General features: G+C 56.7%; 28 protein-coding genes. 14 read left to right on the forward strand and 14 right to left on the reverse strand.

All coding sequences use genetic code 11. The annotated features are described in order from the left end of the window. Positions 1-3: 3 nt before the first annotated feature. The 3 genes from artQ (at position 4) to artJ (ending at position 2,300) form a co-directional block, all read left to right on the forward strand. Entirely contained in the window at positions 4-720 is a 717-nt protein-coding gene (gene artQ, locus D5067_RS15405) for an arginine ABC transporter permease ArtQ (protein ID WP_119934913.1), read from the forward strand. Then, positions 720-1,388 (forward strand): arginine ABC transporter permease ArtM, encoded by a 669-nt coding sequence (gene artM, locus D5067_RS15410; protein ID WP_119934914.1) that lies wholly within the window; start codon positions 720-722, stop codon positions 1,386-1,388. Before artQ ends, artM begins: the two co-directional genes overlap by 1 nt. 180 nt (positions 1,389-1,568) lie before the next feature. Beyond that, positions 1,569-2,300: an arginine ABC transporter substrate-binding protein ArtJ gene (artJ, locus tag D5067_RS15415; protein WP_058610355.1), complete on the forward strand. Its 732-nt coding sequence runs from the start codon at positions 1,569-1,571 to the stop codon at positions 2,298-2,300. An 86-nt stretch (positions 2,301-2,386) separates the two neighbouring features. Here the strand turns inward: artJ and D5067_RS15420 are convergent, their stop codons facing one another. From D5067_RS15420 to nfsA, 11 genes are all read right to left on the reverse strand, one after another. Then, a complete protein-coding gene (locus D5067_RS15420; protein ID WP_119934915.1) occupies positions 2,387-3,856 on the reverse strand; it encodes a sensor histidine kinase in 1,470 nt (489 codons plus the stop codon). Next, complete coding sequence (locus D5067_RS15425; protein WP_119934916.1) at positions 3,840-4,547, reverse strand: response regulator transcription factor; 708 nt, start codon at positions 4,545-4,547, stop codon at positions 3,840-3,842. Before D5067_RS15425 ends, D5067_RS15420 begins: the two co-directional genes overlap by 17 nt. 102 nt (positions 4,548-4,649) lie before the next feature. Continuing rightward, a complete protein-coding gene (gene rlmC, locus D5067_RS15430) occupies positions 4,650-5,789 on the reverse strand; it encodes a 23S rRNA (uracil(747)-C(5))-methyltransferase RlmC (RefSeq protein ID WP_119934917.1) in 1,140 nt (379 codons plus the stop codon). A 40-nt stretch (positions 5,790-5,829) separates the two neighbouring features. Beyond that, positions 5,830-6,303, reverse strand: coding sequence for a YbjO family protein (locus D5067_RS15435; RefSeq protein ID WP_119934918.1), 474 nt, complete (start codon positions 6,301-6,303; stop codon positions 5,830-5,832). Between the two features lie 65 nt (positions 6,304-6,368). Further along, on the reverse strand, positions 6,369-7,214 hold the full coding sequence (gene potI / locus D5067_RS15440; protein ID WP_119934919.1) for a putrescine ABC transporter permease PotI: 846 nt from the start codon (positions 7,212-7,214) through the stop codon (positions 6,369-6,371). Then, the gene (gene potH / locus D5067_RS15445) at positions 7,211-8,164 is read right to left on the reverse strand and encodes a putrescine ABC transporter permease PotH (protein WP_119934920.1); all 954 of its coding nucleotides are present in this window, start codon (positions 8,162-8,164) and stop codon (positions 7,211-7,213) included. The genes potI and potH overlap by 4 nt, the downstream gene beginning before the upstream one ends. 10 nt (positions 8,165-8,174) lie before the next feature. Next, on the reverse strand, positions 8,175-9,308 hold the full coding sequence (potG, locus tag D5067_RS15450; RefSeq protein WP_119934921.1) for a putrescine ABC transporter ATP-binding subunit PotG: 1,134 nt from the start codon (positions 9,306-9,308) through the stop codon (positions 8,175-8,177). Positions 9,309-9,411: 103 nt separating this feature from the next. Further along, positions 9,412-10,524 carry a spermidine/putrescine ABC transporter substrate-binding protein PotF gene (gene potF, locus D5067_RS15455; RefSeq protein ID WP_119934922.1) on the reverse strand — a complete coding sequence of 371 codons (1,113 nt, stop codon included), beginning with the start codon at positions 10,522-10,524 and terminating at the stop codon, positions 9,412-9,414. A 351-nt stretch (positions 10,525-10,875) separates the two neighbouring features. After that, a complete protein-coding gene (locus tag D5067_RS15460; RefSeq protein ID WP_119934923.1) occupies positions 10,876-11,352 on the reverse strand; it encodes a YbjN domain-containing protein in 477 nt (158 codons plus the stop codon). A gap of 63 nt (positions 11,353-11,415) precedes the next feature. Continuing rightward, positions 11,416-12,318: a 30S ribosomal protein S6--L-glutamate ligase gene (gene rimK, locus D5067_RS15465; protein ID WP_119934924.1), complete on the reverse strand. Its 903-nt coding sequence runs from the start codon at positions 12,316-12,318 to the stop codon at positions 11,416-11,418. Between the two features lie 51 nt (positions 12,319-12,369). Beyond that, a complete protein-coding gene (nfsA, locus tag D5067_RS15470) occupies positions 12,370-13,092 on the reverse strand; it encodes a nitroreductase NfsA (protein ID WP_119934925.1) in 723 nt (240 codons plus the stop codon). A 186-nt stretch (positions 13,093-13,278) separates the two neighbouring features. Between nfsA and D5067_RS15475 the strand changes: the two genes are divergently transcribed. Further along, positions 13,279-13,548 (forward strand): GrxA family glutaredoxin, encoded by a 270-nt coding sequence (locus D5067_RS15475; protein WP_014069504.1) that lies wholly within the window; start codon positions 13,279-13,281, stop codon positions 13,546-13,548. A 30-nt stretch (positions 13,549-13,578) separates the two neighbouring features. Here the strand turns inward: D5067_RS15475 and D5067_RS15480 are convergent, their stop codons facing one another. Continuing rightward, positions 13,579-13,953 (reverse strand): inner membrane protein YbjM, encoded by a 375-nt coding sequence (locus D5067_RS15480; protein ID WP_119934926.1) that lies wholly within the window; start codon positions 13,951-13,953, stop codon positions 13,579-13,581. Between the two features lie 274 nt (positions 13,954-14,227). Between D5067_RS15480 and D5067_RS15485 the strand changes: the two genes are divergently transcribed. From D5067_RS15485 to arsC, 6 genes are all read left to right on the forward strand, one after another. Then, positions 14,228-15,913: an aspartate:alanine antiporter gene (locus D5067_RS15485; RefSeq protein WP_119934927.1), complete on the forward strand. Its 1,686-nt coding sequence runs from the start codon at positions 14,228-14,230 to the stop codon at positions 15,911-15,913. 621 nt (positions 15,914-16,534) lie between these two features. Further along, positions 16,535-17,242, forward strand: a complete 708-nt coding sequence (locus D5067_RS15490; RefSeq protein ID WP_119934928.1) for a hypothetical protein — start codon at positions 16,535-16,537, stop codon at positions 17,240-17,242. Positions 17,243-17,463: 221 nt separating this feature from the next. Next, positions 17,464-17,943 carry an Hcp family type VI secretion system effector gene (locus tag D5067_RS15495; protein WP_119934930.1) on the forward strand — a complete coding sequence of 160 codons (480 nt, stop codon included), beginning with the start codon at positions 17,464-17,466 and terminating at the stop codon, positions 17,941-17,943. Positions 17,944-18,158: 215 nt separating this feature from the next. Beyond that, a complete protein-coding gene (locus tag D5067_RS15500; RefSeq protein ID WP_119934931.1) occupies positions 18,159-18,479 on the forward strand; it encodes a metalloregulator ArsR/SmtB family transcription factor in 321 nt (106 codons plus the stop codon). A 40-nt stretch (positions 18,480-18,519) separates the two neighbouring features. Further along, positions 18,520-19,809: an arsenic transporter gene (locus D5067_RS15505; protein WP_119934932.1), complete on the forward strand. Its 1,290-nt coding sequence runs from the start codon at positions 18,520-18,522 to the stop codon at positions 19,807-19,809. Positions 19,810-19,821: 12 nt separating this feature from the next. Further along, the gene (gene arsC / locus D5067_RS15510) at positions 19,822-20,253 is read left to right on the forward strand and encodes a glutaredoxin-dependent arsenate reductase (RefSeq protein ID WP_119934933.1); all 432 of its coding nucleotides are present in this window, start codon (positions 19,822-19,824) and stop codon (positions 20,251-20,253) included. Between the two features lie 30 nt (positions 20,254-20,283). On the opposite strand, the gene D5067_RS15515 is transcribed toward arsC, so the two are convergent. Beyond that, positions 20,284-20,832, reverse strand: a complete 549-nt coding sequence (locus D5067_RS15515) for a TetR/AcrR family transcriptional regulator (RefSeq protein ID WP_119934934.1) — start codon at positions 20,830-20,832, stop codon at positions 20,284-20,286. An 81-nt stretch (positions 20,833-20,913) separates the two neighbouring features. On the opposite strand from D5067_RS15515, the gene D5067_RS15520 reads away from it, so the two are divergent. Both D5067_RS15520 and D5067_RS15525 read left to right on the forward strand, forming a co-directional pair. Next, the gene (locus D5067_RS15520) at positions 20,914-22,128 is read left to right on the forward strand and encodes an MFS transporter (RefSeq protein ID WP_119934935.1); all 1,215 of its coding nucleotides are present in this window, start codon (positions 20,914-20,916) and stop codon (positions 22,126-22,128) included. Further along, positions 22,118-22,930, forward strand: a complete 813-nt coding sequence (locus D5067_RS15525) for a Cof-type HAD-IIB family hydrolase (RefSeq protein ID WP_119934936.1) — start codon at positions 22,118-22,120, stop codon at positions 22,928-22,930. The genes D5067_RS15520 and D5067_RS15525 overlap by 11 nt, the downstream gene beginning before the upstream one ends. Positions 22,931-23,019: 89 nt before the next feature. On the opposite strand, the gene D5067_RS15530 is transcribed toward D5067_RS15525, so the two are convergent. Further along, positions 23,020-24,252, reverse strand: coding sequence for an MFS transporter (locus tag D5067_RS15530; RefSeq protein WP_119934937.1), 1,233 nt, complete (start codon positions 24,250-24,252; stop codon positions 23,020-23,022). A gap of 168 nt (positions 24,253-24,420) precedes the next feature. Between D5067_RS15530 and D5067_RS15535 the strand changes: the two genes are divergently transcribed. Then, entirely contained in the window at positions 24,421-25,149 is a 729-nt protein-coding gene (locus tag D5067_RS15535) for a phosphatase PAP2 family protein (RefSeq protein ID WP_119934938.1), read from the forward strand. A 7-nt stretch (positions 25,150-25,156) separates the two neighbouring features. Beyond that, positions 25,157-25,765: an undecaprenyl-diphosphate phosphatase gene (ybjG, locus tag D5067_RS15540; RefSeq protein ID WP_119934939.1), complete on the forward strand. Its 609-nt coding sequence runs from the start codon at positions 25,157-25,159 to the stop codon at positions 25,763-25,765. Positions 25,766-25,808 lie beyond the last annotated feature (43 nt).

Genomic DNA, 25,808 nt, shown 5'->3' on the forward strand with positions numbered 1-25,808 from the left:
CTGATGAATGAAATTTTTCCTTTAGCAAGCGCCGCCGGTATGACCGTCGGCCTTGCCGTTTGTGCACTGATTATCGGCCTCGTGCTGGCGATGTTCTTTGCGGTGTGGGAATCGGCTAAATGGTTCCCCGTCGCCTGGACAGGCTCCGCGCTGGTGACCGTGCTGCGTGGGCTGCCGGAAATTCTGGTGGTCCTGTTTATCTATTTCGGCTCTTCGCAGCTGCTGCTGACGCTGTCGGACGGCTTCACGATTAATCTCGGGTTTGCGCAGATCCCGGTGCAGATGCAGATTGAAAACTTCGACGTCAGCCCGTTCCTGTGCGGCGTGATAGCCCTCTCCCTGCTCTATTCAGCCTACGCCTCGCAGACCCTGCGCGGCGCGCTGAAGGCCGTTCCGCAGGGGCAGTGGGAATCCGGCCAGGCGCTCGGCATGTCGAAAGCGGCCATCTTCTTCCGCCTGGTGATGCCGCAGATGTGGCGTCACGCGCTGCCGGGGCTGGGCAACCAGTGGCTGGTGCTGCTGAAAGACACCGCGCTGGTGAGCCTGATCAGCGTGAACGATTTAATGCTACAGACCAAAAGTATCGCCACCCGTACCCAGGAGCCGTTTACCTGGTACATCGTGGCGGCGGCTATCTACCTGGTGATCACGTTGCTGAGTCAGTACATCCTCAAACGCATCGACCTGCGCGCAACGCGTTTTGAACGGAGACCGGGCTGATGCTTGACTATTTACCCGAGCTGATGAAAGGGCTGCACACCAGCCTGACGCTGACCGTGGCGTCCATCGTTGTGGCGCTGATCCTGGCCCTGATCTTCACCATCATCCTGACGCTGAAAACGCCGGTGCTGGTGTGGATTGTGCGCGCCTACATCACCCTCTTTACCGGCACGCCGCTGCTGGTGCAGATCTTCCTGATTTACTACGGCCCGGGCCAGTTCCCGTCGCTGCAGGAGTATCCGGTTATCTGGCACCTGCTCTCAGAGCCGTGGCTGTGCGCCCTGATCGCGCTCTCCCTGAACAGTGCGGCCTACACCACCCAGCTGTTCTTTGGTGCGATCCGCGCCATCCCGGAAGGGCAATGGCAGTCCTGCGGGGCGCTCGGCATGAGCAAGAAAGACACGCTGGCGATTCTGCTGCCTTACGCCTTTAAGCGCGCGCTCTCCTCGTATTCCAACGAGGTGGTGCTGGTGTTCAAGAGTACCTCTCTGGCCTACACCATCACCCTGATGGAAGTGATGGGCCACGGGCAGCTGCTCTACGGACGCACTTACGACGTCATGGTGTTTGGCGCGGCGGGTCTGGTGTATCTGGTGGTCAACGGTCTGCTGACGCTGATGATGCGTCTGATAGAGCGCAAAGCGCTGGCGTTTGAGCGTAGAAACTAGTCGGGTGGCGGCGGCGCCTTACCCGACCTACAGCGTGCATAAATGTGAATATTCCTTGCGGGTAACCTTTTGGTTATCCGTTTTTTTTTGCTATCGACACAATACTTAATCATTTATATTGCATATAAATTCAATAACTGGCATTGTTTATTCATAAGACCTACAGACGGGAGTATGACAATGAAAAAGTTAGTTCTGGCCGCATTACTGGCAACCTTCGCCGCTGGCGCATCCGCCGCAGACAAAATCAATTTCGGCGTTTCGGCCACCTATCCGCCGTTTGAATCGCTGGATGCCAGCAACCAGATCGTCGGTTTTGATATCGACCTGGCGAAAGCCCTGTGTAAACAGATGCAGGCCGACTGTACTTTTACCAACCACGCGTTTGACAGCCTGATCCCGTCGCTCAAATTCAAAAAATACGACGCGGTAATTTCCGGTATGGACATCACGCCTGAGCGTAGCAAGCAGGTTTCCTTTACCGATCCGTACTACGCGAACTCTGCGGTCGTGATTGCGAAGAAAGGCGCCTACACCGCCTTTGACCAGCTGAAAGGCAAACGCATCGGGATGGAAAACGGCACCACGCACCAGAAATACCTGCAGGACAAACATCCTGAAGTGAAAACCGTGGCCTATGACAGCTACCAGAACGCGATTATCGACCTGAAAAATGGCCGTATCGACGGCGTGTTTGGCGACACCGCCGTGGTGAACGAGTGGCTGAAGACCAACCCGCAGCTGGGGACCGCGACCGAGAAGGTGACTGACCCGCAGTACTTCGGCACGGGCCTGGGTATCGCGGTGCGTCCGGATAACAAAGCCCTGCTGGAAAAACTGAACGGCGCGCTGAAGGCGATTAAAGCTGACGGTACGTATCAGAAAATTAGCGAGCAGTGGTTCCCGCAGTAATGGTTTTTGCCGGGTGACGGCTGCGCCTTACCCGGCCTACGGGGGGAGTTGTAGGCCGGGTAAGCGCAGCGCCACCCGGCACTCTCTCACAGCGGCACAAAGAATCTGAACCGCGCCCCGCTCACCGAATCCATTAGCCGAATCCCCCCGCCGTGCAGCTCCAGCATCCGTTTCACGATTAACAGCCCCAACCCGCCGCGATTTTCCCGCGATGCCTGGGTATTCAGCGCCGATGGCCGCTGGAAAAGATCGTCGCGCAGCGTCGCCTCTACCCCTGTTCCGCTGTCGGCCACCTCAACCTGCATCTGTTCATTTTCCTGCCACACCGCCAGACGAATCTCTCCGCCCGCTGGCGTATGCCGTATCGCGTTATCCAGCAGGTTCGTCACCACGCGTTCAATCATCGACACATCGGCGTTTACCAGCGGCAGCGGCCCGGGGACATCAATATGCAGGTTCAGCTCGCGGGTGCGGGCGGTGAGCTCAAATTTTTGCGCCACGTCGGAAATCAGCTCGCCCATCGCGAAACGCTCGCGCTGCGGCTTAATGCCGCCGTGCTCAAGACGCGCCAGCTCAAAGAGCTGCTGCGACAGGTGCCGCACCTTTTGCCCCTGACGCAGCGCGGTAGCGAGATACTGCTGATGCTCCTGCGGCGTGAGCGTGGCGGATTTCAGCGACAGGGTTTCGAGATACCCCAGCAGCGAGGTCAGCGGCGTGCGCAGGTCGTGTGAAATGTTGGCGATAAACTCCCGGCGCTGGCGGTCGCTGTCGGAAAGCTGATCCCACTGCGAGGTGATTTTGCGCGCCAGCTCGATAAAACTGTTGCGCAGGATGGCCACTTCGTCATTGACGGCAGGCTCCAGCGGCTCGTCTGCCAGCCGTTTAATGGCGCTCATGCTGTCCTGTTCCAGCCCGGCAACCTCCACCGTCAGGTGTTTCACCGGGCGCGTCACCCAGTACCAGATCAGCAATCCTGCCAGCAGGCCAAACAGCGCGACCCACAGCAAAGACCACAGCACGGTGCTCCAGAGCGCCTTGTGCCAGGCCATCTCCGCGAGCGCATTGGACTCTTCCCCCTGCAGAATAATGTATAAATAGCCCCTTAGCTCGCCGTCAACCCGCAGCGGCGTGGCGCTGAAGACCTTTTTATTCTGACTGCGCGGATCGTCGCCCAGTATCGGTATGGCGGTGCCGCTCAGGAAGGCCTGCACCGGCGCGAGGTCGATCTTTTGCCGCTGGATATGTCCCGGCGGCGCGGCATCGGCAAGGATTTCGCCGTCCGGAGAAACGACGTACAGCTCAACGCTCGGATTAAAGGTCATCAGCCGATCGAACAGCGGCTTAAGCGCGCTGCGATCGACCCTGCCCTGGGCGTCCAGAATCGGCTCGCGCTGGACAATCTGCTGCGCCAGCCCCCCGGACAGGCGCTGCACCATCGCGTTACCGTACTGCATGCTGGTGTAGAGCTGTACCGCGCAGGCAACGGTGGCGCAGAGCATCATCAGCAGGATAAACAGCAGCGTCAGCCGCTGGCTAAGGCTAAAGCGACGCATCATGATGTGGCTCCGCAAACTTATAGCCTTTGCCCCAGACGGTGCGAATAATCTCCGGCTCTGCGGCATCTTTTTCAATCTTGATGCGCAGGCGGTTAATGTGGGTGTTGACGGTGTGCTCGTAGCCCTCGTGCTGATACCCCCACACCTGCTCCAGCAGGGCCAGACGAGAGAAGACCTCGCCGGGATGGCGGGCGAAGAAGTACAGCAGTTCGAATTCGCGCGGGGTGAGATCGACGTCCTGGCCGTTAAGGCGTACCGCGCGGGCAAGGGGATCGATGGTCAGGCCATGCGCCTGAATCATCCCGGAGGTTTGCGCCTGCCCCATCGCCTGCTGGCGGCGGAACAGCGCCTTGATGCGCGCGATCAGCTCCTGCACCGAGAACGGCTTGGCGAGGTAGTCATCGGCGCCGGTTTCCAGCCCGGTGATGCGGTCGGTTTCGCTGCTGCGGGCGCTGATGATAATTACCGGCAGGTAGCGCGTCATCTGGCGAATGCGGCGGCAAATTTCCAGCCCGTCAACGTTGGGCAGCATCAGATCGAGGATTACCGCGTCCCACGGCTGAGCTTCCAGGCGCTGTAAGGCCTTCGCCCCGTCGGGTTCGTGGGTAATACTGTAGCCTTCGTCTTCTAAATTGAGTCGCAGAAGCGCCGCGATATCGTGGTCGTCTTCCACCAGCAGGATCTGCTTCATGGGTAAGCCTTATTCATGTCTTATGACGTAAGCTTACCTGATTTCGAGCGGGGGAAAAGTTCACATTTTGTTGAACATTGTGCAGGGTTCGCCGGGTGGCGGCTACGCCTTACCCGGCCTACGGGTTAACAACGTCAGCACTTCATAATGCGCGGTATGCGGGAACATATCGAAAAGCTGAACGCGTTCAATGCGGTAGCCCGGCAGGCTGGCGATATCCTTCGCCATGGTTTGTGCGTTGCAGCTGGAATAGACAATGGTGTCCGGTGCCATCTGGCTCAGGTAGTCGCACAGCGCTTTGCCAATGCCGCGACGCGGGGGGTTGACCAGCACCAGCTCCGGCACGTCACCCTGCCCGGTGGCGAACTGCGTGGAGTCCAGCGCCTGGAAGTGCAGATTCGTTAATCCCAGCTCGGCGGCAGACTGTTTCGCGCAGGCAATAGCCTCGGCGGAGATCTCAATCCCGGTCAGGCGCATGTCCGGCGTGGCGCAGTGCAGGCCAAAACCGCCCACGCCGCAGAACAGATCCCACATGTGGCTGATATTCAACGCGCGTACCCAGTCCCGCGCGGTGGCGTACAGGCTGCTTGCCACGGTCGGGTTGGTCTGGAAGAAGCTTTGCGGGCGGATCCACAGCGGCACGCCGTTAAACGCTTCTGCCAGGGCATGCTGTTCGGTGAAGAAAATTTCTTTCTCCCCTTCCATGATCGCCATATGCACAGGCTGGATGTTTGCCGTGATGACCTTAAGCTGCGGCAGCTGTTCCTGCAGCCACGGCAGCGCCGCGCGCAGCTGCTCCAGCTTGGCTTCCGAGCGCAGTACGAAGCGCAGCATCATGCCGCCGTCGATCTGGCTTTCCGTCAGCAACAGGTATTTCAGCTCTCCGCGCCTGCGGTCGACGTTATAGGGCGTTAACCCCGCGCGGGCGATGAACGGCTTAAGCGCGCCAAAGACCGGCTCAAAGGACGCAGGATAGAGCGGACAGTCGATTAAATCTTCCGGCGTGCCGTCGCGGTGCAGCATGCCGAGGAGCGGTTTTTCAACGCTGCCGCTGACCACCATTTTGGCTTTATTACGAAAGCCCTGCTCCGGGCCGCTCACGGGTGCGCACCATTCGCCCACCGCGTATTCAGCCAGCAGCTGCTGCAGGTCGGTCATTTTGGCGGTGAGTTGTTGAGAGACCGGCTGCTCTATCCACTGACAGGAGCGGCAGCGACCGGCGTCATAGAGTGCGCACTGCATATGAAAACCTTAAGGATTACGAGGGCTGCGATTATACACATTATTGCAGGCGGAAGAACCGCCTGCTCGACGCGGGCGCGTAGAGCAGGAATAACACCAGAATATCCGGCAGCTTCTGCATCACCAGCGAATGGAAAATCTCGCGTTTTGAACCGCCGGGAATGCTGAACAGCTCCGGGTAGCCGTAGCCCAGCGAGGCGGCCCACAGATAGCTGGCGGCCGTCACCTGCGTCAGCAGGTAGACCCAGCGCGCCCAGTTTCGCCCTTTCACCAGCGAGAATGCGCAGTAAATCTCGATAAACACCAGCACCAGGCTGCTCATAAAGACCAGCGTCAGGTTCCACGTTTGAACGCTGCGATGAATAAACTCACCGATGCCGCGCGCCCCCAGCGTGTTGAGGATCATCAGCACGTCAAGACAGCGGATCATAATAATGGCGAGCGCCGCCACCTGCACCAGCGCAGGAACGTTCGGACGAGCGTGCGTATGACGTGTTTTTTGAAAGAATCCCAATGTTTTACTTCCCTGAAAAACAGTGCCGCGTCATGCGCGGCACTTCACTGGAAATTTTAAATGCTTCAGCCGCGTCTTGCACGCTGGATATCACGCACGCGCTGTTTTTCCGCGCGCGCCATCAAATACCAGGCGATAAATCCGACAATTCCGACTACGCCAAGGATGATGGAGGCCAGGGCGTTGATCTCCGGGTTCACCCCCATGCGCACGCTGGAGAAGACCAGCATCGGCAGCGTCGTCGCGCCCGGCCCCGAGACGAAGCTGGCAATAACCAGATCGTCAAGCGAGAGCGTGAACGCCAGCAGCCAGCCGGAGATCACCGCCGGCATAATCATCGGCAGCGTGATGATGAAGAAGACCTTCAGCGGCGTCGCGCCGAGATCCATCGCCGCCTCTTCAATGGAGCGGTCCAGCTCGCGCAGGCGCGAGGAGATCACCACCGCGACGTAGGCCGTACAGAACGTCACGTGCGCCAGCCAGATGGTCAACATGCCGCGGTCCGCCGGCCAGCCGATGGCGTGCGCCAGCGCCACGAACAGCAGCAGCAGCGACAGGCCGGTGATCACGTCCGGCATAACCAGCGGGGCGGTGATCATAAAGGCAAAACCGGTTGAGCCGCGAAAACGACCGAAGCGCACCATCACCAGCGCGGCGATGGTGCCCAGGATGCAGGCCATTGTCGCCGCCAGCGCGGCAATCGTCAGGCTTAAGCCCACCGCGCTCATCATCGCATCGTCGTGGAACAGCTCCCGGTACCAGCGCGTTGACCAGCCCGCCCAGACCGTCACCAGCTTAGAACTGTTGAACGAGTAAATGACCAGCATCAGCATGGGCGCGTACAGGAAGGTAAAGCCAAGCACCAGGATCAGAATTCGCCACGGGGAGCGCACTACCGGTAAGTTGTTCATCCGTGGTCTCCCATCTGTTTCTGCTGATGCTTGTGGAACCACATGATCGGCACGATCAGCAGCAGGAGCATGACGATCGCTACCGCCGAGGCTACCGGCCAGTCGCGGTTATTAAAGAACTCCTGCCACAGCACGCGGCCAATCATGATGCTGTCCGGGCCGCCGAGCAGTTCCGGGATCACAAACTCCCCCACTGCCGGGATAAAGACCAGCATCGACCCGGCGATAATCCCGCCTTTGGTCAGCGGCACAATGACGCTAAAGAAGGTCTTCAGCGGGCGGGCGCCAAGATCCAGCGAGGCTTCCACCAGCGAGTAGTCGATGCGCGTCAGCGCCGTGTAGATCGGCAGCACCATAAACGGCAGGTAGGCATAAACAATGCCGATATAGACCGCAAGGTTGGTGTGCAGAATGGTCAGCGGCTGGTCGATAACCCCCAGCCACATCAGAACGTTATTCAGTATGCCGTTGTTTTTCAGGATCCCCATCCACGCGTAAACGCGGATCAGGAACGAGGTCCACGAGGGCAGTATCACCAGCAGCAGGAGAATATTGCGCGTCGATGGCTTGCTGTGTGCCACCGCCCACGCGAGCGGATAGCCCATCAGCAGGCAGCAGATCGTCGAGATCGCCGCCACCTGCAGTGACTGCAAATAGGCTTCGAAATAGAGCGGATCGTCGGTGAGCTGCAGGAAGTTGCCCAGATTAAGGGTGAGCGTCAGCTGCCCGTCGGCCCAGTCCAGCAGGTTGGTATAGGGTGGGATCGCCCGCGCCATCTCCGCCAGGCTTATCTTAAAGACGATCAGGAACGGCAGCAGGAACAGCAGGATCAGCCAGATATACGGCGTGGCGATGACCAGCTTGCGGCCGTGCGCCATCTGCATTCGCGCCAGCCAGTGCGCAAAACCGCCCGGCTTTTTAACGCGGGCTGGAGGTTCAAGTGTACTCATGGTCCGCTCCTTATACCGTCAGTACGACGCAGCTGTCGGCGTCCCAGCACAGGCGCACTTCGTCGCCCCAGGTCGGCTGTCCCTTGCGATAGCGATGTTCATTCTGCAGCTGGGCGCTGAGCATCTGCCCGCTTTTCAGACGCACGTGATAGATAGAGAGATCGCCCAGATAGGCAATGTGCACTACCTCCCCGACGGCAAAGTTGTAGCCGTCGGCGGGCGGCTCATCGCAGAGCATGATTTTTTCCGGGCGCAGGGCAACGTAAACCGGCACGTTGTCTACGACGGAGTTATCCGAGTCGACCTTCAGCGGGTGAACCAGCCCCGGAGATTCAATCACCAGCCCGTCTTCCTGGCGGTCTTTCAGCAGCCCTTCGAAGACGTTCACCGAACCGATAAACTCCGCGCTGTAGCGGGTGGTCGGATGCTCGTAAATCTCTTCCGGCTCGCCAATCTGCACGAACTTACCGCGATTCATGATCGCAATGCGCCCGGCCATGGTCATGGCCTCTTCCTGATCGTGCGTGACCATCACGCAGGTCGCCCCCACGCGCTCAAGGATGTCCACCACCTCCAGCTGCATGCGGTCGCGCAGTTTTTTATCCAGCGCGCCCATCGGTTCGTCGAGCAGCAGCAGCTTTGGGCGTTTTGCCAGACTGCGCGCCAGCGCCACGCGCTGACGCTGGCCGCCGGAGAGCTGGTGCGGCTTACGCTTCGCGAACTCCTGCATATGCACCAGGCTGAGCATCTCCGCCACGCGCGCGGCGATTTCCGCTTTCGGCAGCTTGTCCTGCTTCAGGCCAAAGGCGATGTTCTGCTCCACCGTCATGTGCGGGAACAGCGCGTAGGACTGGAACATCATGTTAATCGGACGCTGATACGGCGGCACGCTGGAGAGATCGACGCCGTCCAGCACAATTTGCCCGGCTGTAGGCTGTTCAAAGCCCGCCAGCATGCGCAGCAGGGTGGATTTGCCACAGCCGGATGCGCCCAACAGCGCAAATATTTCGCCTTTATAGATCGTCAGGCTGACGTCGTCCACGGCATGCTGGCCGTCGAAAGATTTGGTGAGGTTACGAATTTCAAGCAGCGGGGTCAGCGCTTTACGGACTTTCGCCTGCGGGCGGGGGATCGCGTCATTCACGGGGTGTTCTCCGGTAGAGATCAAATCATGGTGCAGGCGCACCAGTAAGGTGCGCCTGTTGCCGGGAGCGCTAACGCTTGCCCGGCCTACGACTCACGTTAACTTACTTACCGCTTTTCACCCTGGTCCACGCGCGGGTACGCACGCGGTCAATTTTTGGATCCTGAACCTTCAGGGTGAACAGCTTGGCAAACACATCTGCAGGCGGATAGATAGCCGGGTTATTGCGGATCTCTTCGCTCACCAGCGGCACGGACGCCTTATTGCCGTTGGCGTAGTAAACGTGGTCGCTGATGTGGGCAATCACGTCCGGACGCATCAGGTAGTTAAGAAACTGATAGGCTTCGTCTTTGTTTTTCGCATCAGCAGGCATCGCGAAGACGTCAAAGAAGGCCAGCGCCCCCTCTTTCGGAATGAAGTAAGAAACGTTCACGCCGTTTTTGGCCTCTTTCGCACGGTTAGCCGCCTGCCAGACGTCGCCCGCCCAGCCGATAGCCACGCAGATGTCGCCGTTGGCCAGGTCGTTAATGTACTGCGAGGAGTGGAAGTAGCGAATGTTTGGACGCAGCTTCAGCAGCAGATCGGTTGCCGGGCCGGTGTAGTCGTCGGCCTTGCTGCTGTTCGGATCTTTGCCCAGGTAGTTAAGCACGGTGGCGAAAACCTCTTCCGGCGCATCGAGGAAAGAGACGCCGCAGCTTTTCAGCTTCGCAAGGTTTTCCGGCTTCAGCACCACATCCCAGCTGTCCAGCTTAACGTCCGGGCCCAGCGCCGCTTTCACTTTGTCGACGTTAAAGCCGATACCGGTAGTCGCCCACAGGTAAGGCATCGCGTATTTGTTGTCCGGGTCGTGCTTAGCCACCAGCTTCAGCACCTCCGGATCGAGATTTTTCCAGTTCGGTAACTTGCTCTTGTCCAGCGGCTGGAAGACGCCCGCGGTCAGCTGACGCTCAAGGAAGCTGGCAGACGGAACCACGAGGTCAAAACCGGTGCTGCCGGCCATCAGCTTGCCTTCCAGCACTTCGTTGGAATCGAACACGTCATAGACCACTTTAATCCCGGTCTCTTTTTCGAAATTCGCCACCGTGTCCGGCGCAATATAGTCAGACCAGTTATAGACGTGCAGCGTTTTTTGTTCCGCAGCGAGCGTGCCGGCAGAGACGGCCATCAGAGCACCCGCAACCAGACCCGATAACCATTTTTTATTCAAGGCGATCATATCGTTATTCCTTCTGAAAGCTCGTTAACAAACGAACTAAAACTGTGCAATCTGAACATATGCAATAATCATGCATAGTTTGTCGCTCTGCCTGAAATAAAAATAAACCGCTTTTCCCGGCAGGATCCGCTCGCTTTTGTAAGCACCGCAAGAATAACTGTAGCCCGTGTCTCCGGCTATAGCCCAGACGAAAAAACGCCTTTTATCAATTTTTTATGCAGGTTAAGTCTACGTGATAAGCCGAAATGGCACTGGAGGAGGTGAAATATTCTTTAAGAAAAGGTTAAATGCAGCAGAAAAACTGGTGTTAAGCAGCCGCCGTGGCAGCGACTGCGCAAAAGTCAGACAGGATTAGTGAAGAAAATTGGGAGATGCATCATTATTCTCTGCATCATCTTCCGTGCTGTACAGCAGATGATGCGCATTGGCTTCCATCATCACCATAGAAATTTGCTCTTCGCTCAGGCGCATAAACGAGGAAAACTGCTGAAAGGAGAGCCCGGCGCCGGAGAGTAAAGACTGGCAAACCACCAGTTTCGGCAGATTATCATCCTGTATATCGAGAAATGCCTTCACGGTCAAAGAACTGGCGTTAATGGCCGACAGATCCGATGCCAGCGCCAGCAGCGCGGAGGGCTTCACCTCGGCCAGGGCAGAGAAGAGGATGACGTCGTTAATCAAATCGACTTTGGCATCAAAAATACCGTCGAAATTTTGCATGTGAGGCAGATGCAGCGCCTGGCAGGAATCGCATTCAAAGAAGGTGATACCGGCATCATCAAGCCATTGTCGTAACGTATCCAGTGTAGGGACGACCTGTAAATCCATCGCTGTGCAGCCTCTTTAATAAAAACTTCCCATAGGGTACGCAAAAAGTACGTTGTAATCCATTCAACCGCCCGTTTTCAGGCAGAATCCCGGCGTTGCATGACGTTCGATCCATGCGATCATTTTACCTGCAATATCGACGCCCGTGGTTTTTTCCACGCCCTCCAGCCCCGGCGAGGCGTTGACCTCCATCACCAGCGGGCCGCGGGTGGCGCGCAGCAAATCCACGCCTGCCACATCCAGACCTAGCGTCTGCGCCGCTTTCACCGCAATCTCACGCTCGCGTTCGCTGATAGTGGCAATGCGCGCGACGCCGCCCCGGTGGAGATTGGAGCGGAAATCGCCCTCTTTCGCCTGGCGCTCAATGGCGGCAACCACTTCATCGCCCACCACGAAGCAGCGGATATCGCATCCCCTGGCCTCTTCAATGTACTCCTGCACCAGAATATGAGCATTGAGGCCGCGAAAAGCGTCAATCACGCTCTCAGCCGCCTGGCGCGTTTCCGCCAGCACGACGCCAATGCCCTGGGTGCCTTCCACCAGCTTGATAACCAACGGCGCGCCGCCCACCATCTCGATGAGATCGCTGGTGTCGTCGGGGGAATGGGCAATACCGGTAACGGGCAGGTCAATCCCCTGTCGCGCAAGCAGCTGCAGCGAGCGCAGCTTATCCCGGGCGCGGGAGATGGCGACGGACTCATTGAGAGGATAGCTTCCCAGCATTTCGAACTGACGTAATGCCGCCGTGCCGTAGTAGGTAATCTGCGAACCAATGCGGGGGATCACCGCATCGAAATGCGGCAACCTGCGGCCCTTGTAATGAATCGACGACGCCGCAGGGTCGATGTTCATATAGCAGGACATCGGATCGAGGATCTCAATCTGATGCCCGCGTTTCGCCGCCGCTTCTCGCAGGCGTTTACATGAATAGAGCGTTCCGTCCCGGGACAATATGGCAATTTTCACCCTGCACCTCTCTAAAAACATGGGAAAAGCCTGCGTATCATACAGAATGAACTATCGCGTCGCCCAGCCCTGTTTGTGCAGATAGTCGAGAATAAACGGGCGGTTTTCTTTGATGATGGTGCGACGGATATGGTCGGTCCAGGTATCGCGACGGTTGTTGCTGTCGCGCGTCAGGTAGTAGTTTGCCAGCTCTTCGTCGTATTGGTTGAGAACGTCCTGGTCAACCGGCTGATAGTGATTTTCATGCACCAGCATCGCGGCGGGTATGCGCGGCTTAAGATCCGGGTTATCCGCCGGCCAGCCGAGGCACAGGCCGAACAGCGGCAGGACGTGTTTTGGCAGCTTCAGCAGCTCGGTCACGCTTTCGATGTTGTTGCGCAGCCCACCGATGTAGACGCCACCAAGCCCCAGCGACTCCGCTGCCGTAAAGGCGTTTTGCGCCATCAGCGCGGTATCCACCACGCCCAGTAGCAGCTGTTCGGCCAGGCCAAGCTCGGCCTCAGGGCAGATCTGCAGATGGCGGTTAAAGTCAGCGCAGAACACCCAGAATTCGGCGGCCTGAGCAACGTGCTTCTGCCCGCCCGTCAGCGTCACCAGCTGTTCACGCATTGCCGGATCGGTAATGCGGATAATGGAACTGCACTGCAGGAAGCTGGAGCTGGAGGTCCCTCTCGCGCTGTCGATAATCGCTTCACGCTGGGCCTGCGTAATGGGCTCTCCGGTGAAATGGCGAATGGAGCGGTGGGAGCGGAGCAGGTCAATGGTTGGCGTCATATGTTCTCTCTTAGTCAGTCTTTACGCGGTATGGCAGCCAGTATAGGCAAAGATGCAGGGCGTGTAATTGGCGAAACATAGCCTGACTGTATCAAAGTGACAGGTGAAACCTTCTTTCCATGACGGCAGGTTATCGTGCACACTACGCGTTATTCGCCGTCAGGCTTGTTTTTTGAGGAGAGAGAAATGTTTGCAGTCATTTTTGGTCGTCCAGGATGCCCTTACTGTGTGCGCGCTAAAGAACTGGCAGAGAAACTGACCGAAGAGCGTGATGATTTCAACTTCCGTTACGTGGACATCCATGCGGAAGGCATCAGCAAAGCGGATCTGGAAAAAACCGTGGGTAAACCGGTTGAAACCGTCCCGCAGATCTTCCTCGATCAGAAACACATTGGCGGCTGCACTGATTTCGAAGCCTACGCCAAAGAAAATCTGGGCCTGTTTGCGGCTCAGTAATGCCAGAGCGCCCTCACCCTGAGGGCGTTTTTATTTGTGCCGTTTGCGCCTGTTCAGCAGGCTGCGCACAAACAGGAAGCATAGCGCCCCCAGCGCGCACCAGAATACCCCGCTCAGCAACCACGCCAGCTCCTGCCAGACGCTTCTCGACGGGACATACATCAAACGCATCATCAGCAGACAGAGTGGTGCAGCAAGCATCGCCCCCAGCAGCGGCTTCACCACCTCCCCTTTACGGGAGAGAAAGCTTGCGGCCGCACCGGGCAGAATGAAAAAGAGCAGACCCAGCTCTGCATGACCGGACGCCCTGAACGCGCCTTTAACATTAAAAGCGAGCGACATACACACGACAGTAAACAGCAAAAAACAGCTGACGACGCCAGCCCAGTTTCGCTTAATGTTCACACTATCCTCCTGACTTCATCTCTATCAAATACACATTCGTCCGCTGGACGCCCAGTCAGATAAAGCATTTCGGCAATCCTTGCCAAAGCACGCACACGGTGACGCGATAATAGGTAGCTGTCGGTAGCTAATACGATTAAACTAACCGCCGGCTAATGTTTAAGAGAATTTATTAGGACGCAGAGAGTGTTGAAGACGTTCCCTGACCTGAAAAACAGTAGCCCAAATAATCTATTCATTCAACAACTTACTGGTAAACAAGAAGTTAGCCTCCGTGAATATAAACGTCGCAGACTTGTTAAATGGGAATTACATCCTGTTATTATTTGTGGTACTGGCGTTGGGCCTTTGCCTGGGTAAATTGCGCCTGGGGTCAGTTCAACTTGGTAATTCCATTGGCGTTTTAGTCGTCTCTTTATTATTAGGTCAGCAGCATTTCAGCATTAACACGGACGCGCTCAACTTAGGTTTTATGCTGTTTATTTTCTGTGTGGGCGTGGAAGCTGGGCCGAACTTTTTTTCAATTTTCTTCCGCGACGGCAAAAATTATCTGATGCTGGCGCTGGTGATGGTCGGCAGCGCTCTGCTCATTGCGTTAGGGCTGGGTAAACTGTTTGGCTGGGATATCGGGTTAACGGCCGGTATGCTGGCGGGTGCCATGACCTCCACGCCGGTCCTGGTAGGCGCAGGCGATACGCTGCGCCATTCCGGCATGGCCGGTTCACAGCTCTCTACCGCACTCGACCACCTGAGCCTGGGCTATGCCCTGACCTACCTCATCGGTCTGGTGAGCCTGATTGTTGGCGCGCGTTACCTGCCAAAACTTCAGCATCAGGATCTGCAGACCAGCGCCCAGACGATTGCCCGCGAGCGCGGTCTGGACACTGACTCAAAACGTAAAGTCTATCTTCCGGTGATCCGCGCCTACCGCGTTGGTCCAGAGCTGGTGGCCTGGGCGGACGGTAAAAACCTGCGCGAGCTGGGTATTTATCGTCAGACCGGGTGCTACATCGAGCGTATTCGCCGCAACGGCATTCTGGCCAACCCTGACGGCGACGCGGTGCTGCAGATGGGCGATGACATCGCGCTGGTGGGTTATCCTGACGCTCACGCCCGTCTCGACCCCAGCTTCCGTAACGGCAAAGAGGTGTTCGACCGCGATCTGCTCGACATGCGTATCGTCACCGAAGAGATCGTGGTGAAAAACCATAACGCCGTCGGCCGCCGTCTGGCGCAGCTGAAGCTGACCGATCACGGCTGTTTCCTGAACCGCGTGATCCGCAGCCAGATTGAGATGCCGATCGACGATAACGTCGTGCTCAACAAAGGCGACGTGCTGCAGGTGAGCGGCGATGCGCGACGCGTGAAAACCGTGGCCGACCGCATCGGCTTTATCTCTATTCACAGCCAGGTCACCGACCTGCTGGCCTTCTGCGCCTTCTTTATCGTCGGCCTGATGATCGGGATGATCACCTTCCAGTTCAGCAACTTTAGCTTCGGCATCGGCAATGCCGCCGGGCTGCTGTTCGCCGGGATCATGCTGGGCTTCCTTCGTGCGAACCACCCGACCTTCGGCTATATCCCGCAGGGCGCGCTGAACATGGTAAAAGAGTTCGGTCTGATGGTCTTTATGGCGGGCGTGGGCTTAAGCGCCGGTAGCGGCATCGGCCACAGCCTGGGTGCCGTCGGCTGGCAGATGTTGGTTTCCGGACTTATCGTCAGCCTGGTACCGGTTGTGATTTGTTTCCTGTTCGGCGCTTACGTGCTGCGCATGAACCGCGCCCTGCTCTTCGGGGCCATGATGGGCGCGCGTACGTGCGCGCCTGCAATGGAAATCATCAGCGATACCGCGCGCAGCAACATTCCGGCGCTGGGGTATGCGGGCACCTATGCTATCGCCAACGTACTGCTGACCCTGGCGGGTACGCTGATCATTATCATCTGGCCCGGACTCGGATAACTCTCAAGTTTGCGCATGACACAAAAAATTTTCGTTATGCGCAGAACTTTTTTCTTAGGGGGCAGTCATAACTATTGCCACTGCTTTTCTTTGATGTCCCCATTTTGTGGAGCCCATCAACCCCGCCGTTTTGGTTCAAGGTTGATGGGTTTTTTGTTGCCTGAATTTTACCATCCATTAAATCAATCACTTACATCACCACTTTCCCATGCATAGCGACATAGTCGCAGCAGAACTTTTTATGTGGCTGTAACAGGTAACAAAAAAACCGCCAGCGGCGGGTCAGTATCAGTAAGCTAATTCTTCCTGCATTCCTCTCGGCTTTTGGAACGAGTCATTCAATATCGAACTCCTCTTTTTTCACCTCGAACGCCAGACAGAGTGTATTTAGGTTAAAAAATATCAGGTCATAATCTTAAAAACCCCCTCCTTGTCGTAAACATGATCTGCTTTGAACTTCCATACTAGTGACGGAAATACTCTGGAGCGGATAGAAACATGCTAAGGAGGGAACAGAAATGAAGTTTTCACACGCAGTAATGGCATTTGAACGCCTCGTGCCGGACTTAGGGAATACAGCAAAGGTTCGCTCGATTGAGCTGAAGTGCGAGGCCAATAAGCATGTACCATTCTGAAGAGATCATCCGCCAGCTTCAGAGCCAAAAGATATTGGCAATGAAGCTGGACCGGGCGGTACGTGATGTAGGCGAAGAGGTAAAGGGCCAACTGAGTAATATAGGTGCCGGTGCCCAACGCCTGCTGTACTACACCTCCTGCTTTACTGATGAATATTATGATGTGTGCACCAGACAAAACCTGGAGGACGCTCGCTTCCGAAAAGGCATATTCCATCTCGTTTCTCGCTGGAACATCGTCTTTGACCTAATCAACACGTACGTTGAGGAACTGGTTAAAGATTATTCTCCGGCAGATTTATCAGCGATACAACATGCTCTAATGCGCGCTAACGTTTACATATCCACCAGCACGCTAACCTCGTATTCATTCTCTGCAGGCGTCGCATCGACCGTTTGCCTCTATGTGACACGTCCACCTTCAGGGTTAAAGATCGTTTCAGGATTAACGGGCGCGGCTATTGGCGGGCTGGGGTTATATGGGGTTTTACAAAAGGCTGCTGACAGCGCTCACCGCCTGCAAGTGATGCACCCCGCTTACTATCAAGCGTTATACCTGCGAGAGTTGGAGATGATGTATTTCCTGGTGGAGCCTACGTTTGCGCGCGCGGGGGTGCTAACCCAACAGTGGACTGATGGCCAAAGCCCTTATGGTGTTGCAGACACCATCCTGAAGCTAATGGGTAGACGCTGATGGGCTTTCTAAGACGCTGGTTCAAATCTCAGGCTCAGTTCTTCTTCTGGACCTATGTCCCGATCATCCTCACGTTCATTTTTGGCCATGTCCTTGACGTTTACTTCCCTGAGGTTAGTCAGGGATTCATCCTCCTGTTTTACCTGGTAACACTGGGACTGGCTTACTGGATATGGCATTGAGGAATATCAATACGTTACGCTTACTCATAAGGAAATTACATGTCTACTCCCGCACACCTATGGCTAGAAGACGAGAACGGTTCGCCAATTGTCGGTAGCTGCATGATGCCCATGCGTCCTGGCTCCATAGAGCTAAAATCGTTCTCCCACGGCGTAACCATTCCGGTTGATCCAAGCTGGGGCAAACTCACCGGGACGCGCGTCCATCGCCCGATTACGATAGTTAAAGAGTTTGATCAGACTACCCCACTTCTTTACCGTGCTGTCTGCGAAGGGCGAGTTATGAAGAAGGGTATCATTAAGATGTACCGCATTCTGGGGTCTGGGATCGAGGCCGAATATTTCAATATCGTGATGGAAAACGTTAAGTTCACGACAGTGGCACCCTTCCTGACCCCCAACGGGATGAGCAGCACCCATCTTGAAACGCTCGAATTGCGTTATGAAGCAATCTCCTGGAAGTACACGGAGGGGAATATCATTTACCGTGACACCTGGAACGATCGCTGCTGCGCCTGAGCACTGAAAGTAAGCAGATAAAAAGAAACCCTCCCAGGGGGACGGTTTCTTTCGCATGACTATCAGGAGTGGTCTGGGCAAGCCACAAAGACTATTTTGACCTTAACGAGTTCTCCAGGCGCTTTTTCTATCCTTCCTGCTATCTTCCTCTTCTCTCCTTTGCCACAAACATATATGATTAAATATATATGTTAAAGAACATTCAGGATGGCAGAATGCTCCACCCGCTCCAGCTCTTCAAAACCCTCTCCGACGAAACGCGGCTCTCAATCGTCATGCTGCTCCGTGAAGCGGGAGAATTGTGCGTCTGCGATCTCTGCGCCGCGACCACGGAGTCGCAGCCGAAGGTCTCCCGCCACATGGCGCTGCTGCGCGAGTCCGGGCTGGTTATTGACCGTCGCGAGGGGAAATGGGTTCATTACCGCCTCTCTCCCAACATGCCTGCGTGGGCGGCAACCGTTATCGACACCAGCTGGAACTGCCTGCGGGAAGAGACGCGCATGAAGCTTAAAAACCGACTTTCGGGCTCGTGTTGATAACAACATATTCACACAAACAGATATAACGGAGTGAACGATGTTTCTGGCAGGGGCTATTTTTCTGTTTACGCTTGTACTGGTCATCTGGCAGCCCAGGGGGCTCAGTATCGGCTGGAGCGCCACCATCGGCGCCGTGCTGGCGCTGGCCAGCGGCGTGATTCACATTAACGATATACCGGTCGTGTGGAATATCGTCTGGAACGCCACGGCAACCTTCATCGCCGTCATCATCATCAGCCTGCTGCTGGATGAGTCCGGCTTTTTCGAGTGGGCGGCGCTCCACGTTGCCCGCTGGGGAAACGGTCGCGGGCGACTGTTGTTTACTTATATCGTGCTGCTGGGCGCAGCCGTGGCGGCGCTGTTTGCCAATGACGGTGCGGCGCTGATCCTGACGCCTATCGTTATCGCCATGCTGCTGGCGCTGGGGTTCAGCAAGCAGGCCACGCTGGCGTTTGTGATGGCAGCAGGATTTATCGCTGATACCGCCAGCCTGCCGCTGATTGTGTCCAACCTGGTCAACATCGTCTCGGCAGACTTCTTTAAGCTGGGGTTCAGCGAGTACGCCTCGGTGATGGTCCCGGTGGATATCGCCGCGATTGCCGCAACGCTGTTGATGCTGCATCTGTTCTTTCGCAAGGAAATCCCTCTGGAATATGACCTGGCAAAACTCCGCGAGCCCGCGCGGGCCATTCGCGATCTCCCGACGTTCAGAACGGGCTGGATCGTCCTGCTGCTTCTGCTCGTCGGTTTCTTCGTACTTGAACCTCTCGGTATTCCGGTCAGCGCCATTGCAGCCGTCGGCGCGCTGATTTTATTCGCTGTCGCAAAACGCGGACATGCGATAAATACCGGAAAAGTGCTGCGCGGCGCGCCGTGGCAGATCGTTATCTTCTCGCTGGGGATGTATCTGGTGGTGTATGGCCTGCGTAATGCCGGGCTGACGGAATATCTCTCAGGCGTGCTGGATAGCCTGGCCGGACACGGGCTGTGGATCACCACGCTGGGAACCGGGTTCATCACCGCGTTTCTGTCATCCATAATGAACAATATGCCCACGGTGCTGATTGGCGCGCTCTCCATTGATGGCAGTACGGCGACGGGATTGATCAAGGAAGCGATGATTTACGCCAACGTGATTGGCTGCGATCTGGGGCCGAAAATCACCCCCATCGGTAGCCTCGCCACCCTCCTCTGGCTCCACGTGCTGGTGCAGAAAAACATGACGATTACCTGGGGCTACTATTTCCGGACGGGCATCATTATGACGCTGCCGGTCCTGTTTGTGACGCTCGCCGCGCTGGCGCTACGTCTCTCCTTCACACTGTAATGAGCCACTGATATGAGCCACATCACCATTTATCACAACCCCGCCTGCGGCACGTCGCGTAACACGCTGGAGATGATCCGCAACAGCGGCACGGAGCCAGAGATTGTCCTCTATCTGGAAACCCCGCCGTCGCGGGATAAGCTGACCACCCTCATTGCCGATATGGGCATTTCAGTGCGGGACCTGCTGCGCAAAAACGTGGAGCCCTATGAACAGCTCGGCCTTGCTGAAGATAACTTTACCGACGACCAGCTTATCGATTTTATGCTGCAGCACCCGATTCTGATTAACCGTCCCATTGTCGTTACGCCACTGGGTGTGCGTCTTTGCCGCCCTTCTGAGCGTGTGCTGGAGATCTTACCCGACCCGCAAAAAGGGGCGTTTACCAAAGAAGACGGCGAAGCGGTCGTCGACGCTGCCGGAAAAAAAATTCAGGAGCAGTAATATCATTGCCCTGCCGCTGCGCGCAGGGTATTACCTTTGCTCACCCGCAATCCGCCCCACCATCGCCCTAATCTCTTCCCGCGATAGCGGCTGCCTGTCGGTCACAAAATGCAGCGTCATCCCTTCGATAAACGCATCCAGCGCGCGGGCGGTTACCGGATCAAACCACTGCTCCAGCGTGTCCTGGCTCATCTTCATCCAGTCCTGCATCACCGTTTTCAGCGCCGCGCTGCGGTTCATAAAGGCATAAAGCTGGTACATCAGCTCCATATTATGTGGCGTGGTGACTTCCGAGCTGTGGATTAAGCTGGTGATGGACTCGCACGCCATCTCAGGGCCGGTTACTCCCGCGAAGAACTCCCGGTACTGCTGCGACATCTGCTGCGTGAACCACGTAAACGCCTCTTCAAGCAGCGGCTCTTTACCGTCAAAGTAGTAGGTCATCGACCCCAGAGGAACCCCCGCGCAGCTGGCGATTTTACGGTGGGTGACGGCATGAATACCGTGTTCGGCAATGGTGTCCAGCGTCGCCTGCAGGATCTTTTCTCGCCGGTGCGGATCGTTCGGTGGTCTGCTCATAAATTCCTCATTCGGTTTATGTACAAATGTACACAAACTTGCTAGTGTTGTCGCTATTGTTGTACTTCTGGTGCGAACCCAATGACCCTGACCTCTCCCCGCAAAACCCTGCAGCTACGCATGTGGGCGCTGTTTATGTTCTTCTTTATTCCAGGGCTGTTAATGGCCTCCTGGGCGACGCGTACGCCTGCTATCCGGGATATTTTATCCGTCTCCACGGCGGAGATGGGCATCGTGCTGTTTGGCCTGTCGATAGGCTCCATGAGCGGCATTCTCTGCTCCGCCTGGCTGGTGAAGCGCTTTGGCACGAAAGCGGTGATCCGTACCACCATGTGCTGCGCGGTGTTCGGAATGATGGTGCTGAGCGTGGCCCTGTGGTTTGCCTCGCCGATTCTGTTTGCCCTTGGGCTCACGGTCTTTGGCGGCAGCTTCGGTGCGGCCGAGGTGGCGATTAACGTCGAGGGGGCAGCCGTCGAACAGGAGATGAACAAAACCGTGCTGCCGATGATGCACGGGTTTTACAGCCTCGGCACGCTGGCCGGTGCTGGCGTGGGGATGGCGCTGACGGCGTTTGGTATTGCGGCCAACCTGCATATTTTACTGGCGGCGCTGGTGTGTATTATCCCGATCCTGACGGGTATCCGATTGATCCCTGACGGCACGGGTAAAAATACCTCTGGTGAACAAAAATCAGCCGAAAAGGGGCTGCCGTTTTACCGGGATATGCAGCTGATGCTGATTGGCGTGGTAGTGCTGGCGATGGCCTTCGCCGAAGGCTCTGCTAACGACTGGCTGCCGCTGCTGATGGTGGACGGTCACGGCTTTAGCCCTACCTCTGGCTCGCTGATTTACGCCGGATTTACCCTTGGAATGACCGTCGGGCGCTTTACCGGCGGCTGGTTTATAGACCGCTACAGCCGCGTGGCCGTCGTCCGTGCCAGCGCCCTGCTCGGCGGGTTAGGTATTGCGATGATCATCTTTGTGGACGTGGACTGGATTGCCGGGGTCTCGGTGATTCTGTGGGGACTGGGCGCGTCGCTCGGCTTCCCGCTCACCATTTCCGCCGCCAGCGATACCGGACCGGATGCGCCGACGCGCGTCAGCGTGGTGGCAACCACCGGCTACCTCGCTTTCCTGGTTGGGCCACCTCTGCTCGGGTTCCTGGGTGAGCACTACGGGCTGCGCAGCGCCATGCTGGTGGTGTTAGGGTTAGTCATTATCGCCGCGCTGGTGGCGCGCGCGGTGGCAAAACCGGAAGCAGAACAAACGACACTGGAGAAGGGATATGAGCGTTAAACTGATTGCAGTAGACATGGATGGCACCTTTCTGAGCGATGTGAAGACCTATAACCGCCAGCGTTTTCTGGCACAGTACGCGCGCATGAAGGAGCAAGGCATTCGCTTCGTGGTCGCCAGCGGCAACCAGTATTACCAGCTAATCTCCTTTTTCCCGGAGATCGCGCATGAGATAGCCTTCGTCGCCGAAAACGGCGGCTGGGTGGTTGATGCCGGTGAAGACGTGTTCAACGGCGAGCTGACGAAAGCCCATTTCGACACCGTGGCCGCCGTGCTAAACGATGTTGCCGGCATTGAGATCATCGCCTGCGGGAAAGGCAGCGCCTACACGCTAAAAGCCTATGACGATACCTTCATCGATATCGCGTCAAAATATTATCACCGCCTGGAAAGGGTGAAGGATTTCGACAACCTGAACGATATCTTCTTTAAGTTCGGCCTGAACGTTTCCGATGATGAGATCCCCCGCATTCAGGCGCTGCTGCATGAAAAGCTGGGCGACATCATGGTGCCCGTCACCACCGGCCACGGCAGCATTGACCTGATCATCCCGGGCGTACATAAAGCTAACGGTTTGCGGATTTTGCAAGAACGCTGGGGGATTGAAGACGGCGAAGTGGTGGCCTTTGGCGACAGCGGTAACGACGTGGAGATGCTGCGTCAGTCAGGGTTTAGCTTTGCGATGGCCAACGCCAAACCGCATATCAAAGCCGTCGCCCGGTTCGAGGCGCCGCACAATAATGATGAAGGCGTTTTAAACGTGATTGAGAAGGTGTTGAACGGAGAGGCACCGTTTAATTGATACCGTGCGTTCTGGTGCCCTCACCCTAACCCTCTCCCACAGGGAGAGGGGACTGTTCCGTGCACTCACACAGGGAAAGGGAATAAGAATTAAGGTTGCAGGGCGCTTCCGACGCGTTTGTCTTTCAGGAACACCACCATTAATCCTACCCACAGCACGCCGTTAGCAAGGTTGAACAGGCTGAACAGCCCGTTGCCGCCAAGCGCGTAGGCGTGTTTGCTCACCTCGATACCGACGGTGAAAATCAGCATCTGTAACATTCCCATTGCCGCCGACACGGTGCCTTTACTCATCTCGCTGGCAAACAGCGTCAGGCGCACCAGCCCGGCATTCGCCACCCCTATGCCAAAGGCGTAAATGCTCAGCCCTGCGGTCATCCACAGGTAGGCGTGGGAAGAGGCCACCGTGGCGACAGCCGCCACAATCAGCCCAGCCGCAATCGGCCATCCGCCCATAACGATCAGCGAGCGCACGGTGCGGCGCGAGGTCAGCCGCGCCAGCACCAGGTTACCAACGATAAGCGCGCCGAAAATCGGCACCTGCAGCAGGCCATACTCGTAGCTGCTGAGCTGCTCGCCGCTGATGATAATGACCGGAGACTGGGCAATCCACGCCAGCAGCGGCAGGCTCACAAAGCCCGTCGCCAGAGCACCGGCGACAAAGCGAACGTTTTTCAGGACTTCTTTATAGTCACGCCCCAGCTCTTTTAACGAGAGTTTTTCACCCAGGCGGGTAGCGGTTTCGGGCATCGCGCGGTGCAGGCCAAAGAAAGAGATGGCGGCAAGGACGGCGAAGAGAATAAACATCCCTTCCCACGGCGCGACGTGCACCCAGGCAGCCCCCACCAGCGGCCCCAACAGCGGCGCAATCAGCGCCACGTTCGCCATCAGCGCGGTAATTTTGATACACACCGCCTCTTCAAACGACTCCTGAATAGCGGCATACCCCACGGCGCCGATAAAGCACAGGCTAACCCCCTGCAGGAAGCGCAGCAGGGTGAATTGCTCAATGTTTTGCGCGAGCAGCGTGGCGAGGCAGGTCACGGTAAACCACACCACGCCCGTTAGCATCACGGGACGGCGGCCAATACGATCCGACAGCGGCCCTAACAGCCACTGCAAAAACATGCCGCCTGCCAGATAGGCAGTCATGGAGGTGGGCACCCACTCAATACCCGCGTTGAACTGCTCCACAACGGTCAGCATGCCGGGCTGGATCATATCGTTGCCGATATAGGTAGAGAATTCGTAGAGCACCAGACACAGAGGAAAAAGTAACGCCTGACGGCCCAGACGATTACCGGAAGAAGAACGGTTTGACATGCAATCTCTTTATGATGAAAAAATCGCGATGAGTGTAATAAATTGCCGGACGCCGAGATAGCACATAATCCATAAAAAACAGAAATAAAGCACTTATCGTCGTTGTTTAAGGTTTCCTTAAGTTGACAGATTTATGATAGCCCTATTATCACGTCATCGAACGAAACTATGGCACATACCGTCCCCCCTTCAGAATTATCTAAGTTACCGACAAATAAGACAAAACGTCTTTACCGTTTGCCGCCCCGCTTTTATGGTTATCAGCTTTTCGTGCTGATAGCCCTCGCCGTATTGTTTACCTGGCTATCGCGCGACGAAACGCTCGATAAATGGATCACCGGTTTTTGGTATGACGCAGCAACGCAGAGTTTTCCGCTGCAGAAAAACCATCTGTTGGATCTGCTGAACCACCGGCTGGCGAAGTACATCGCCATCGCGCTGGGCGCCGCGGCGCTGTTTTATGGCGCTTACGCGCGTAACGCAAGACTGGTGACTGCAGCACTGCTGATGGGGCTTGGCGCACTGGTCGTTGGCCTGCTTAAAAGTATCAGCCACCACAGCTGCCCGTGGGACTTAGTGGAATACGGCGGTAAGGCTGTCTCTTACCCCCTGTTCAGCGCTGTCCCGGCAGACAGCGGCCCCGGACGCTGTTTCCCCGGCGGTCACGCCTCCAGCGGCTTTATGGTGATGGGGCTGTTTTTCGCCTTCTGGCGCGAGCGTCCCCGTCTGGCATGGTGCTTTGTCGTGCTGGGTGCGGTGTTGGGCCTGGCGATGGGCTACGGCCAGGTGATGCGCGGCGCACATTTCTTCTCTCACAACCTGTGGGCTGGGTGGTGGGTCTGGTTTTCCCAGGTGGTGGTCTACGGGCTTGTTTCCACCTGGTTTGCGAAAGAGTGACAACACTATGTTAGAGAATCTCAACTACGGACTGTTTTATCTGATCAACGCAACTCCCGCCTCGCCGGAGTGGATGATTGATCTCGCCACCTTCCTTGCTAAGGATCTGATTAGCATCGTGCCGGTCATGGCCGCCATCCTCTGGCTATGGGGACCGCGCAGTCAGGTGAGCGCCCAGCGCCAGCTGGTCATAAAAATGGCGATGGCGCTCGGCGTCAGCGTGCTCGCCAGCTACGTGCTGGGCCACGTGTTCCCACACGATCGCCCTTTCGTCGAACACGTCGGCTACACCTTCCTGCACCACGCGCCGGATGACTCATTCCCAAGCGACCACGGAACGGTGATTTTCACCTTCGCACTGGCGTTCCTGTTCTGGCATCGCCTGTGGTCCGGCGCGGTACTGATGATCGTGGCGGCCGCTATCGCCTGGTCCCGCGTTTACCTGGGCGTGCACTGGCCGCTGGATATGGTCGGGGGATTCCTGGTCGGGCTGATTGGCTGCGTAAGCGCGGCCATCCTGTGGAGCCTCTTTGGTCAGGCGCTGTATCAAGGCTTGTCTCAGCTGTATCGCATACTGTTTGCCATCCCGATCCGCAAAGGCTGGGTACGTGACTAACCCCGGTCCGACAGGTTACACTTGAGCCCCCGCCCTGCGGGGG

Source organism: Enterobacter huaxiensis, assembly GCF_003594935.2.
Classification (GTDB): domain Bacteria; phylum Pseudomonadota; class Gammaproteobacteria; order Enterobacterales; family Enterobacteriaceae; genus Enterobacter; species Enterobacter huaxiensis.

Coding starts and splice junctions, on each gene's coding strand:
- D5067_RS15460 (WP_119934923.1), bottom strand. CDS start 11,352: ATGGATTTACAGGTCGTCCCTACACTGGATACGTTACGACAATGGCTT.
- D5067_RS15520 (WP_119934935.1), top strand. CDS start 20,914: ATGACCCTGACCTCTCCCCGCAAAACCCTGCAGCTACGCATGTGGGCG.
- ybjG (WP_119934939.1), top strand. CDS start 25,157: ATGTTAGAGAATCTCAACTACGGACTGTTTTATCTGATCAACGCAACT.
- potH (WP_119934920.1), bottom strand. CDS start 8,164: ATGAGTACACTTGAACCTCCAGCCCGCGTTAAAAAGCCGGGCGGTTTT.
- D5067_RS15500 (WP_119934931.1), top strand. CDS start 18,159: ATGCTCCACCCGCTCCAGCTCTTCAAAACCCTCTCCGACGAAACGCGG.
- D5067_RS15530 (WP_119934937.1), bottom strand. CDS start 24,252: ATGTCAAACCGTTCTTCTTCCGGTAATCGTCTGGGCCGTCAGGCGTTA.
- D5067_RS15490 (WP_119934928.1), top strand. CDS start 16,535: ATGTACCATTCTGAAGAGATCATCCGCCAGCTTCAGAGCCAAAAGATA.
- artQ (WP_119934913.1), top strand. CDS start 4: ATGAATGAAATTTTTCCTTTAGCAAGCGCCGCCGGTATGACCGTCGGC.
- D5067_RS15475 (WP_014069504.1), top strand. CDS start 13,279: ATGTTTGCAGTCATTTTTGGTCGTCCAGGATGCCCTTACTGTGTGCGC.
- D5067_RS15495 (WP_119934930.1), top strand. CDS start 17,464: ATGTCTACTCCCGCACACCTATGGCTAGAAGACGAGAACGGTTCGCCA.
- D5067_RS15525 (WP_119934936.1), top strand. CDS start 22,118: ATGAGCGTTAAACTGATTGCAGTAGACATGGATGGCACCTTTCTGAGC.
- potI (WP_119934919.1), bottom strand. CDS start 7,214: ATGAACAACTTACCGGTAGTGCGCTCCCCGTGGCGAATTCTGATCCTG.
- nfsA (WP_119934925.1), bottom strand. CDS start 13,092: ATGACGCCAACCATTGACCTGCTCCGCTCCCACCGCTCCATTCGCCAT.
- artJ (WP_058610355.1), top strand. CDS start 1,569: ATGAAAAAGTTAGTTCTGGCCGCATTACTGGCAACCTTCGCCGCTGGC.
- D5067_RS15420 (WP_119934915.1), bottom strand. CDS start 3,856: ATGATGCGTCGCTTTAGCCTTAGCCAGCGGCTGACGCTGCTGTTTATC.
- D5067_RS15505 (WP_119934932.1), top strand. CDS start 18,520: ATGTTTCTGGCAGGGGCTATTTTTCTGTTTACGCTTGTACTGGTCATC.
- potF (WP_119934922.1), bottom strand. CDS start 10,524: ATGATCGCCTTGAATAAAAAATGGTTATCGGGTCTGGTTGCGGGTGCT.
- arsC (WP_119934933.1), top strand. CDS start 19,822: ATGAGCCACATCACCATTTATCACAACCCCGCCTGCGGCACGTCGCGT.
- rlmC (WP_119934917.1), bottom strand. CDS start 5,789: ATGCAGTGCGCACTCTATGACGCCGGTCGCTGCCGCTCCTGTCAGTGG.
- D5067_RS15515 (WP_119934934.1), bottom strand. CDS start 20,832: ATGAGCAGACCACCGAACGATCCGCACCGGCGAGAAAAGATCCTGCAG.
- D5067_RS15535 (WP_119934938.1), top strand. CDS start 24,421: ATGGCACATACCGTCCCCCCTTCAGAATTATCTAAGTTACCGACAAAT.
- artM (WP_119934914.1), top strand. CDS start 720: ATGCTTGACTATTTACCCGAGCTGATGAAAGGGCTGCACACCAGCCTG.
- D5067_RS15425 (WP_119934916.1), bottom strand. CDS start 4,547: ATGAAGCAGATCCTGCTGGTGGAAGACGACCACGATATCGCGGCGCTT.